Source organism: Actinophytocola sp. (genome assembly GCF_036002505.1).
Classification (GTDB): domain Bacteria; phylum Actinomycetota; class Actinomycetes; order Mycobacteriales; family Pseudonocardiaceae; genus DASYTH01.
This window is the reverse complement of sequence record NZ_DASYTH010000434.1, coordinates 1-10628: the sequence shown is the minus strand read 5'-3', so window position 1 is coordinate 10628 and position 10628 is coordinate 1. Positions and strand designations below refer to the sequence as shown.

General features: G+C 70.3%; 11 protein-coding genes. All 11 read left to right on the top strand.

The window, feature by feature from the left end:
- The first annotated feature begins 414 nt into the window (after positions 1-414).
- Positions 415-2088: an aldehyde dehydrogenase family protein gene (locus VGR06_RS38945; protein ID WP_327564250.1), complete on the top strand. Its 1674-nt coding sequence runs from the start codon at positions 415-417 to the stop codon at positions 2086-2088.
- 9 nt (positions 2089-2097) lie between these two features.
- On the top strand, positions 2098-3234 hold the full coding sequence (locus VGR06_RS38940) for an acyl-CoA dehydrogenase family protein (RefSeq protein ID WP_327564249.1): 1137 nt from the start codon (positions 2098-2100) through the stop codon (positions 3232-3234).
- Entirely contained in the window at positions 3234-4475 is a 1242-nt protein-coding gene (locus VGR06_RS38935; RefSeq protein ID WP_327564248.1) for an aspartate aminotransferase family protein, read from the top strand. Before VGR06_RS38940 ends, VGR06_RS38935 begins: the two co-directional genes overlap by 1 nt.
- Positions 4472-4960 carry a type II toxin-antitoxin system RatA family toxin gene (locus tag VGR06_RS38930; protein ID WP_327564247.1) on the top strand — a complete coding sequence of 163 codons (489 nt, stop codon included), beginning with the start codon at positions 4472-4474 and terminating at the stop codon, positions 4958-4960. Before VGR06_RS38935 ends, VGR06_RS38930 begins: the two co-directional genes overlap by 4 nt.
- Entirely contained in the window at positions 4960-5520 is a 561-nt protein-coding gene (locus VGR06_RS38925; protein WP_327564246.1) for a hypothetical protein, read from the top strand. The genes VGR06_RS38930 and VGR06_RS38925 overlap by 1 nt, the downstream gene beginning before the upstream one ends.
- A complete protein-coding gene (locus VGR06_RS38920) occupies positions 5517-6050 on the top strand; it encodes a flavin reductase family protein (RefSeq protein WP_327564245.1) in 534 nt (177 codons plus the stop codon). The genes VGR06_RS38925 and VGR06_RS38920 overlap by 4 nt, the downstream gene beginning before the upstream one ends.
- Before the next feature lie 235 nt (positions 6051-6285).
- Positions 6286-7218 (top strand): VlmB-like protein, encoded by a 933-nt coding sequence (locus VGR06_RS38915; protein ID WP_327564252.1) that lies wholly within the window; start codon positions 6286-6288, stop codon positions 7216-7218.
- Between the two features lie 94 nt (positions 7219-7312).
- Positions 7313-8299 carry a beta-ketoacyl-ACP synthase III gene (locus tag VGR06_RS38910; protein WP_327564251.1) on the top strand — a complete coding sequence of 329 codons (987 nt, stop codon included), beginning with the start codon at positions 7313-7315 and terminating at the stop codon, positions 8297-8299.
- Between the two features lie 99 nt (positions 8300-8398).
- Positions 8399-8638, top strand: coding sequence for an acyl carrier protein (locus VGR06_RS38905; protein ID WP_327564244.1), 240 nt, complete (start codon positions 8399-8401; stop codon positions 8636-8638).
- Positions 8635-9861: a beta-ketoacyl-[acyl-carrier-protein] synthase family protein gene (locus VGR06_RS38900; protein ID WP_327564243.1), complete on the top strand. Its 1227-nt coding sequence runs from the start codon at positions 8635-8637 to the stop codon at positions 9859-9861. The genes VGR06_RS38905 and VGR06_RS38900 overlap by 4 nt, the downstream gene beginning before the upstream one ends.
- A gap of 17 nt (positions 9862-9878) precedes the next feature.
- Positions 9879-10628 (top strand): diacylglycerol/lipid kinase family protein (locus VGR06_RS38895; protein ID WP_327564242.1); only part of this gene is annotated, 750 nt, incomplete at its 3' end.

The following is a 10628-nucleotide window of genomic DNA, read 5'->3' as shown; positions in this document are numbered from 1 at the left end:
CCGCAGCAAGTTCCTCATAGGACGGACGACGACCGGCAGACACCAAACCATGATCCACGAAACCCAGCAGAGATCAACTAGCCACGCCGCCAGACACCTGACCAGTTACGTGCGCAGAACCCTCGGCCAATTTCTCAAGTTGTTTTCGAGGCCCGTGTCAGCGCCCGTGAGCGAGCTTGCGAGCGAACCATTGAGCACTGCCCCGCCGCCGAGGGACGAGGCGACGGGGTCTCCAGCACCGAGCTTGCGAGGTGATGGGTTGAGCGAGCTTGCGAGCGAACCATTTTGCACAGGTCCTCGACTTGGGTCCGAGGTGGGTGTCAGCGACTCGTCAAAGGCTTTTGTCAGACTCGAATTCAGCGTGGGATTTCGCGAACCCGCGCGATCCTGTTGGAGCGAGAGAAGGACGTGGGCGTGACGCTGAACCTGGCCGGACAGACGCGGGCGGAGACATTCGCCGGCGCGGTCGGTTCCGTCCCCACCTATCTGTCCTATGTCGGTGGCCGGGATATCGACTCCGGGCAATATCTGTACACCGTCACCACCCGGGCGCTGCTCGAGGACGTGTTCACCGCGCTGAACACCAAGCGCTGCTTGGAAAACGGCGGTTCGGCCGCGACCCGCGACGTGGTGGGCCGGTGCGCGGTGGCAAACGGAGAAACGGTGCTGGCGGCGCTGGACGCGGCCGCCGCCGCAGCCCCAGAGTGGGCGGCGGTGCCGCTGGAAACCCGGATGCGCCTGGGCGCGGGCATCCGGGACCGGCTGCACGCGCGGCACGCCGAGCTGGTCGACCTGATGGTGGCCGAGGGCAGCCCCCGGGCGCTCGCGCAATGGCAGGTCGCCGGGCTGATGGAGCTGTTCAGCCCGGAAACCCTGGCATGGTGCGGAAGCCAGCTGCACCACGAGTTCGCGTACGGCGCGCGGCGGCTGATCGTTCGCCGGGTGCCGGACGGCGTGGTGTGCGTGCACCCGCCGCAGAACGCGCCGGCGGCCAGCGCCCTGTTCGGGATCACCGCGCTGCTGGCCGGAAACGCCGTCGTGGTCCGGGCTCCGCGCAGCGCCCCGCTGGGGGTGCTGTGGGCGCTGCGGGAGCTGGTCGTGCCGGTGCTCGACGAGCTCGGCGCGCCGGCGGGGGTGCTGAACGCGTTCTGCGCCCGCCCCGGGCCGACGCTCGCCGCGTGGCTGGACAGCCCGCTGGTCAACGACATCCTCTACACCGGCGACGTCGAGCGGGGCCTGGCCTTCGAACGGGACTGCGTGGCGCGCGGCAAGAAGCCGATCCTGGAGCTGGCCGGCAACGACTGCGTGGTGGTGTGGCGGGACGCCGACCTGGAGCTCGCCACGGAGGCGCTCACCGAGTGCTTCTACGGCTCCGGCCAGATCTGCATGGTGCCGGGCCAGGTGCTCGCCCACCCGGCCGTCGCCGGCGAGCTGCTCGAGCGGCTTTCCGTTGCGGCGGCCGCGATCCGGCCGGGCTACCCGGAGGACGAGGGCGTGCTGCTCTCGCCCGTGCTGCGCAGCGAGCGGTTCTTCGGCTACCTCCGCGACGCGCTGGACAAGGGCGCCACGCTGGTGCACGGCGGGCGGCGGCTGGAGGTGGACGGCTCCCCCTCGGACACCGGGCTCTTTCTGGAGCCGACCGTGTTGCGGGTGGACGGTCTGCGAACCGCACGGGACATCGAGGCGGTTCGCACCGAGACGTTCTTCCCGCTGCTGCCGGTGATCGTGCCGGAGCCCGCGCCGGAAGCCGAGCTCCTCGAGGCGTTCCTCAACCATGTCAACAGCAACCGGTACGGCCTGCGGAACTCGTTGTGGGCCAAGGACGAGGCGGTGATCGAGCACGTCACCGCGCGGGTCGTCAACGGCGGCCTGCTGAAGGTCAACGACTCGCACATCGGTTTCCTGCCCTACCTGCCGACGCACGGCGGGACCGGGCTCACCGGTGGTGCGTTCGGCGAAGCCAACTACCCGATGCTCCGCAGCTCACATCTGCAGGGCGTGTCGCTGGCCGGCGGGATCCGGCCGCGCGACGCGGTCCTCGGCGCCTACCGCGCGATGACCGCTGACCAGACGTCAAGGCACGACTGAGGAGTCGACATGCAGTTCATGGAAGCCGACCGCAACCTCTGCGACAAGCTGCTGCCCGGGCTTCGCTCGACGCTCGCCGACATTCCGTTGGCGGAGCTGGAAACCGAGGACAGCCCGGCGATCGAGATCTTCCGCGCGCACGGCGGCACGAACCTGATGGTGCCCGCGGTCTACGGCGGCCTGGACGCGAGCGCCCTGGACGCGGCCCGGGTGGTGCGCGCGCTCGGGGCGGTGGCGCCGTCCATGACCGTGGCGACGATGATGCACCACTTCTCGCTGGGCACGCTGTTCGCGGTGGCCGAGACCGTCAAGGACTCCGGGCTGGAGGAAATCCTGCTGCGCCGGGTGGTCGAGGACCGGATGCTGGTGGCGTCCGGGTTCGCCGAAGGCAGGCCGGGACAGGGAATCTTCACGCCGGGCATGACCGCGCGGCCGGTGGACGGCGGCTACCTGATCAACGGGTCGAAGAAGCCGTGCAGCCTGGCCCGGTCCATGGACCTGCTCACCGCCAGCGTCGGGCTGCCGATGGCCGACGGCAGCACCGCGATGGGCCTGCTGATGCTGCCGGCCCGCACGCCCGGCGTGTCCATCCACCCGTTCTGGTCCACGTTCGCGCTGGCCGGCGCGGAGTCGCAGGAGGTGCGGCTGACCGACGTGCTGGTCACCCCCGAGCACATCATCCAGCCCGACCCGGAGTTCGCCGTACAGATGGAAAAGCTGACCACGGTCGGCCTGATCTGGTTCCAGATGACCGTGTGCGCCGCCTACACCGGGGTGGCGAGCGCCCTGGTGGAGCGGGTGCTGGAGGGCGGCCGGGGCAGCGTCACCGAGCGGGCCGGGCTCGCCGTGCGGATCGAGAGCGCGGCCGCGCTCACCGAGGGCCTGGCCCGCCGGGTGATGGACGGCGAGACCGACAACGACACGCTGGCCACCGCGCTGGTGACCCGGTTCGCCGTGCAGGACGCGGTGTCCGCGGCGACCAGCCAGGCGGTGGAGCTGCTCGGCGGCATCGCCTACATCGGCTCCTCGGATGTGGCGTACCTGGCCGCCGCCGCACACGCGATCGCGTTCCACCCGCCGTCGCGCTCGAGCATGGCTGGAGGACTGGTCGACTACTACGCCGGCTACCCCATCGTGGTGAGCTGATGCACGGCACAGTGGACACCATGGCGGCCGGCACACTCGACCGGTACCGGCGGTTTCTGTCGAAGGGACGGGCCGCGCTCGGTGAGCTGTTCGGCGCGGACGTCGAGGAGTCCTCGGCGGGCGCCTGGGTGACCACCAGCGCCGGCCGGCGGCTGCTCAACTGCGGCGGCTACGGGGTGTTCATCACCGGCGCCCGGCACCCGCACGTGGTGGACGCGGTACGCCGGCAGCTCGACACGAACCCGGTGGCCACCCGGCTGCTGATCGAGCCGCGGGCCGCGGAGGCCGCCGAGGCACTGGTGGCGACCACGCCGGCCGGGCTGAACCGAGTGCATTTCGCCTGCGGTGGCGCGGAAGCCGTGGAGGCGGCGCTGAAGCTGGCCCGGGCCAACGGGAAGCGCCGGCTGATCTCGATGGAGAACGGCTACCACGGCAAGACGCTCGGCGCGCTCAGCGTCACCGCGAAGCCGGTGTTCCAGGACCCGTTCCGGCCGCTGCTGCCGGACGTGACCCACGTGCCGTTCGGCGACGCGGAGGCGCTCAAGGCCGCACTGTCCCAATCGGATGGTGACGCCTGCGTGATCGTCGAGCCGGTGCAGGGCGAGGCCGGCGTGATCATCCCGCCGTTCGGCTACCTGGCCGAGGTGGCGCTGCTGTGCCGGGAGCACGGCGCGTTCCTGGTGCTGGACGAGATCCAGACCGGGCTCGGCCGGCTCGGCTGGTGGTGGGGCGCGGAGCGTGCGGCGGTCGTGCCGGACGTGCTGCTGGCCGGCAAGGCGCTCGGCGGCGGCGTGCTGCCGGTGTCCGCGATGATCGCCACCGAGGCGGCGTTCGCCCCGTTCGACCGGGATCCGTTCCTGCACACCTCGACGTTCTCCGGCAGCCCGCTGGGCATGGCCGCGGCCGTCGCGGTGATCGACGTGATCCGGGAGGAGAACCTGGTGTGGCGCGCGCGGTGGCTGGGTGAGCTGCTGCGGGAGGAGGTCGAATCCGTGCTGCGTGACGTGCTCGGGGACGCGGTGGCCGAGGTGCGCGGGCTGGGCATGCTGATCGGGGTCGAGCTCACCGTCGAGGGGCTGGCCGGCGACCTGCTGCTGGAGCTGATGGACGCCGGGGTGATCGCCAACCACTCGCTGAACTCCGCGCGGGTGCTGCGGTTGACCCCGCCGGCGGTGCTCGACCACGAGGACGTCGACTTCCTCGTGCAGGCCCTGGAACGAGCCGCCCGGAGTGTCCGATGAGGACCGCGGAGCTGATCGTCCGGTACCCCACCGAGGACCCGCACCGGGACTTCCAGCGGGTCAGCGACTTCCAGCTGTTTCCCATGCTGGCCGAGGATGTGCGTGCGGTACGGGTGCACCCCGCGCCGGCGCCGGACCTGCCGCGGGACACCGAGTGGGAGGTGAGCTTCCGGCGCGGCGTGCTGCGCTGGACCGAGTGGGAGACGGTCGATCCGGACCGGCTGCGCATCGAGTTCGACCAGGCGGCCGGGGACTTCACCGAGTTCCGCGGCCACTGGCAGCTCACCCCGGTGCGCGGCGGGTGCGAGGTGCGGTTCGAGGTTTCCTACGACTTCGGCATCGACAGCCTCGCCGGGATCATGGACCCGATCGCCGAACGGGTGATCAAGCGGGTCATCTGCTCGGTGCTTTCCGGGCTGTTCGGGGAGATCACGGTGCTGCGCGGCGGCGAGGCGCTCACCGACCTGGCGCTGAGGACGGCCTGATGGACGCGGCGAACCGGTTCGAGACGCGGACCACCTACCGGTTGATCCGGCTGGAGTACCTGGTCGGGCTCGTGGTCGCGGTGGCGCTGTTCGTGATGCACCTAGGCCAGGTGCGGTGGCTGGCGGCGGTGGGTCTGTTCGTGTACATCGACCTGATCGGCTACCTGCCGGGCGCGATCGCCTACCACCGCAGCGCGTCCAAGCGGATCGGCAAGGTCTACTACGTGCTGTACAACACGATGCACAGCCTGGTGACGCAGGCTCTGGTCGCCGGGTTGTGGGCGTGGCTGATCGGCTGGGAGTGGGCGCTGCTGGCCATTCCCATCCACCTGTTCGGCGACCGGGCCCTGTTCGGCAACTTCCTCAAGCCGTTCGCCGTCCAGTTCGAGCCGGTGCCCCACCCGGCGTTCGTCATGATGGAGGGGTCAATCGAGCAGGCCGGCGATGCCTGGACTGAGGAGCGCGCAGGTCGCGCAGCGACCGAGCAGCGACGAGGGAAGGCATCGCGTCCAAGGCCTGCTCATGCGAGCGGAGCGAGCCAACTGGACACAGTGCCATGACCGCTTCGCTGATCACCGGCGCCCTGCCCAGCGAGTCCGATGTGGACGCTTTCTGGCAGGCGGGGCTCCGGTTCGCCACCGGGGTGCCGGTGCTCACCCTGGGCTCGGGCGCGCAGGTGCACGCCGCGACGGTGAGTGCGTTCGGCGTGGTGTCCCGGCGGCCGCCGCTGGTGTCGGTGTGCCTGCCCACCGCGGGCGGGCTGGCCGACCTGGTGATCCGGGAGCGGATCTTCGCGGTGAACCTGCTGTCCTCGGGGCAGTCCGGGCTGGCCCGGCACTTCGCCAGTCCCACCCGAGGGGTCGGCCCGGCGCAGTTCGCCGGCGTGGCCTGGACACCCGGTTTCGGCGCCGCGGTCCCCTTGCTGGACCGTGCGGTGTGCTGGCTGTGGTGCCAGTTCCGCCGGCTGGTGCCGGCCGGTGATCACCAGCTGATCCTGGCCGGGGTGACCGCGGCGAAGACCGGCACCGGGAAGCCGTTGCTGTACTACGCCGGCCAGTTGCACGCCGGGGCGATCGGGGACCTGGCGTGAGCGAGCTTGCGAGCGAATCAATGTCACAGGGCGACCGCGAGCGGCTCGACCGAGCCTGCGAGGGGGAGCTGTGAGCGGGCCGGTGGTGTCTGGACTGACGAGCAGCGCAGGGAGCGAGGAGGAGGGGGTGGGCCCCGTCAGGGGGTCGGTATCAACACCGGCGACCGAGCGGCGCAGGAAGGAAGACACCACGTCAAGGCGCGCTCATGCGAGCGGAGCGAGCCTGTTGGACGCTGTGGCCGACTGGGAGACCGCGCCCGGTTTGCTGGACGGTGCGATGCATCTTGAGTTGACCGCGCACGACTGCAACCTGCGGTACTGGCTGCGGGCCTTGCCTGGCGTGGTCGCCGGGCGGATCGACGGGCACGCACCGGATGCCGAGATCCCAGAGTTCATGCGGCGGCCCGGTCCGCTGTACGACGCGATCACGCGAGAGTACGCGTTCCGCGCGGTGGCCGAGGAGAAGGCGGCGCGGGCACTGTCCTATCTGGTCCCACTGGCGCCGGACACGGACACCATGGAGTTCTACGCGACCCAGGTGCTCGACGAGGCGCGGCACGGCATGATGTTCCGCAACCACCTGGTGACCCTCGGAGTGCCGGCGGACGGCGTGCGGGACGCCATCGATTCTTTTGCCGGCAAGGAGATCCGCGAGGTCCTGGAGCCGCTCGAGGAGTTCGGGCTGGAGATCATGCGCGACCGGGCCGACTTCCTCGGTGGCGTGGTGGTGATGACCGTGATCCTGGAGGGTGCCCTGGCCCCGGCCGCGGAGCTCTCCGAGCGGAAGTGGCGGCCGCTGAACCCGGCCGCCGCGGACATCGACACCAGCGCGGGCATCGACGAGATCCGCCACCTCACCGTCGGCGCAGCGGTCGCGAAGCGGTATCTGGCCGAGCATCCCGAGCGCCGGGACGAAACCCTGGCGCTGATCCGGCGCGGCATGCGGATGTGGGCCGAGTTGCCGGTGCACGACATGGTGCTGCGGCGTGAGGAGCTGTTCCAGCAGGGGTTGGAGCGGCACGCGGACGTCGTCGGTGGCTACGAGATCTGGCCGGGCCGCCGGCTGCTCGACACCACGCCGGCCGAGCGGTTGGGCACGGCCGAGCGCTGGTCGGCCGAGCTGAAGGAGATCCGGTTGAGGTACATGGGCCTCGGGGAGGCACTATGAGCGAGCTTGCGAGCGAACCAATCGACGCAGTGCCTGAGCGACATCACCGAGCCTGCGAGGTGATGTCGTGAGAAACGCGACGGTTTCCGCGCTGGTGCGACGTTCGTCGTTCGGCCACAACCAGGAGCGGGCGGCGGTCCTGTGTGGACTCGGTTCGTGGCTGCCGCCGCGGGTGGTGGACAACGCAGAGATCGCCGCGCGGCTGGACACGTCCGACGAGTGGATCCGGACCCGGACCGGCATCCGGCAGCGGCGCATCGTCGAGCCGGGTGTGACTACGTCGGATCTGGCGGTGGAGGCCGGGCAGCGCGCGCTGAAGTCGGCGAACGTGGAGAGCGTCGACTTCGTCATCCTGGCCACCACCACGCCGGACCGGCCGTGCCCGGCCACTGCGCCCGAGGTGGCGTCGCGGATCGGGGTTGGCGGTGCGGCGGCGTTCGACCTGAACGCGGTGTGCACCGGGTTCCTTTACGGGCTCGGCACCGCCGCCGGGCTGATCACCGGTGGGATGGCCGAGCGGGTGCTGCTGATCGGCGCGGACACGTTCTCCACGATCCTGGATCCGAACTGCCGCACCTCCGCGGCGATCTTCGGGGACGGCGCGGGCGCGGTGGTGCTGCGCGCCGGGGAGCCGCATGAGCTGGGCGCCATCGGACCGTTCGACCTGGGCAGTGACGGCGAGGGTGCGGACCTGATCACCGTGGCGGACCGGAACAGCCATTTCGCCATGCAGGGGCAGAAGGTGTTCCTGCGGGCGATCACGCACATGGCCAAGTCCGCGGAAGCGGTGCTGGACAAGGCGGCCATGCGGTTGCGGGACGTGGACAAGTTCGTCTACCACCAGGCGAACGCGCGGATCCTGTACGGGGTCGCGGATCAGCTCGGGCAGCCGCGCAGCAAGTTCGTGCGGAACATCGACCTGGTGGGCAACACCGCGGCCGCGTCCATCCCGATCGCGCTGGCCGCCGCGAACGAGGACCGGGACCTGCGGGTGGGGCACCGGGTGCTGCTCGGCGCGTTCGGCGGCGGGCTCACCTGGGGATCGACGCTGCTGCGCTGGCCGGACATCGACGCTCTGTAAGGAGGGTCATGCACAGCAACCGGTCATCGACCACGCAGGCCGGGCACCGACGAACTTCGTTGTGCAGAAGCCTCCTCTAATTAGACACAGGAGAAAGCCATGAACGTTCTCGAACGTCTCGCCGCGTTGCTCACCGCGCGTTTCGGAGTGACCGCCGAGGAGTTACGACCCGACGCGACGTTCGACGAGCTCGATCTGGACTCGCTGGCGCTGGTGGAGTTCGCCATGGTGGCGGAGAAGGAGTTCGGCGTGCCGTTCGGCGAGGAGGACGTCACTCCTCAGGTGACGGTCGCGCAGGCGGCGCGGTTGATCGGGAACAAGCTGGCGAGGGTCGGATGACGCCTGGCGGCGACGTCGCGGTGACCGGGTTGGGGCTGGTGACCCCGGCCGGGATCGGTGTGCTGGAGAGCTGGCGGGGAATTCTCGGGGGCGTACCGACGGCGGCGGTGGATCCCGAGCTCGAGGGGATGCCGGTGGACTTTTCCTGCCGGGTCCCGGGGTTCGACGCGGACGAGTTGCTGGGGCGGCGGACCGCCTGGCGGCTGGACCGGTACGTCCACTTGGCACTCGTCGCCGCGCGGGAGGCGATCCTGGACTCGGGGCTGGACCCGAGGGAGTGGGACAGCACGCGGGTCGGTGTGGTGATGGGGAACGCGTTGGGTGGGGTACGGACGTTCGAGGAGCAGCACAGCGCGATGTTGCGGGAGGGGACGAAGGGCGTTTCGCCCATGCTGATTCCGATGATGGGGATCAACATGGTGGCGGGGTACATCGCGATCGACTGCGGGGCGCAGGGGCCGAACCTGGTCACCACGACGGCGTGTGCGTCGGCGACGACGGCCATCGGGACGGCACGGGAGTTGTTGCGGGCCGGGCGGTGCGACATCGTGATCGCGGGCGGGGCGGAGGCGGGGCTGACGCGGCCGGTCGTGGCCGGGTTCACGCGGATGGGCGCATTGTCGGGGCGGGTGGCGGATCCGGCGGGCGCGTCGCGGCCGTTCGACGGGGATCGGGACGGGTTCGTGGCGGCGGAGGGGGCGGGGGTGCTGATCCTGGAGCGGATGGAGCATGCCCGGGCGCGGCGGGCGCGGGTCCGGGCCCGGCTCGTCGGGTATGGGGCGTCGGCGGACGCGCATCATGCGACGGCGCCGGATCCGACCGGGGACGGGGTGGAGCAGGCGATTCGGATGGCGTTGCTGGACGCGGGGATCGGGGCGGTGGACGTCGATCACGTGAACGCGCATGGGACGGCGACGCCGCTCAACGACATTACCGAGGGGCGGGCGCTGCGGCGGGTTTTTCCGCACCGGCCCAGCGTCACGTCGGTGAAGGGGGTGACCGGTCACGCTCTGGGGGCGGCGGGGGCGATCGAGGCGGCTTGTACCGTGCTTTCCCTTGAGGAGGAGCGGGTTCCGCCGACGGCGAACCTGGAGCGCCAGGATCCGGACATCGACTTGGACGTGGTTGCGGGAGGGGTGCGAGAGGAGCGGATGTCCGTGGCGGTGAGCAACTCGTTCGGGTTCGGCGGGCAGAACGCCGTGTTGGTGCTGGCGGCGGCGTGACGATGTTTCGGCGGGTAGTGATCATTGCGAACCCGGCGGCGGGGACGATCACGGACGACCTGGTCGACGAGCTGGAACTGTTGTGCCGTCAGCGAATCCGCGACGTGACGGTGTACTGGACCGCCGAGCCCGGGCATGCCACCAAGCTCGCCGCCGCATCGTCCACCTCGTACGGCGAGGTGCTGGTGGTCGCCGTCGGCGGTGATGGCACCGTTCGGGAAATGGTGCACGGGCTGGCCGGGAATCCCGGGCCTACGGCGATGTTCATCGTTCCGGGTGGGACGTCGAATTCCTGCTACCGGTCGTTCTGGGGCACCGTCGGCTGGCCTGAGGCTCTCGACGCGGCGCTGACCGACCCGGGTGCGCACGTGCGGCGGCTGGATCTCGCCTTGCTGGCGGAGAACGGGAACCTGGTTCTGGCCGGTGCGGCTACCGGATTCCCTCCGCAGGCCGTGCATGCCGCCGAGGGTCTCAGGCATGTGACCGGGCCGGCTCGGTACGAGAAGGCGCTCAAGGATCTCGCCGGGAGCTATGAGCCTTACCCCGGCCGGGTCGTCGTCGACGGAATTGAGGTCCACAGAGGACCCACGATGCTGGCCAACGCTGGCGGAAGCCGCTACCGCGGCGGGCAGTTCCTGGTCCTGCCGCATTCGGTGGTGGACGACGGCCTGCTCGACGTTTGTGTGATCGGCGGCGAGCACTCACCGGCGGAGATGTTGTCGCTTGCCCGGACCGGGGAGCATGTGACCAGGTCAGGCGTGATCTAT

Bases quoted from the DNA above. Each gene is read 5' to 3' on its own strand.
- VGR06_RS38940 (WP_327564249.1), top strand. From the start codon at position 2,098: ATGCAGTTCATGGAAGCCGACCGCAACCTCTGCGACAAGCTGCTGCCC.
- VGR06_RS38935 (WP_327564248.1), top strand. From the start codon at position 3,234: ATGCACGGCACAGTGGACACCATGGCGGCCGGCACACTCGACCGGTAC.
- VGR06_RS38930 (WP_327564247.1), top strand. From the start codon at position 4,472: ATGAGGACCGCGGAGCTGATCGTCCGGTACCCCACCGAGGACCCGCAC.
- VGR06_RS38925 (WP_327564246.1), top strand. From the start codon at position 4,960: ATGGACGCGGCGAACCGGTTCGAGACGCGGACCACCTACCGGTTGATC.
- VGR06_RS38920 (WP_327564245.1), top strand. From the start codon at position 5,517: ATGACCGCTTCGCTGATCACCGGCGCCCTGCCCAGCGAGTCCGATGTG.
- VGR06_RS38905 (WP_327564244.1), top strand. From the start codon at position 8,399: ATGAACGTTCTCGAACGTCTCGCCGCGTTGCTCACCGCGCGTTTCGGA.
- VGR06_RS38900 (WP_327564243.1), top strand. From the start codon at position 8,635: ATGACGCCTGGCGGCGACGTCGCGGTGACCGGGTTGGGGCTGGTGACC.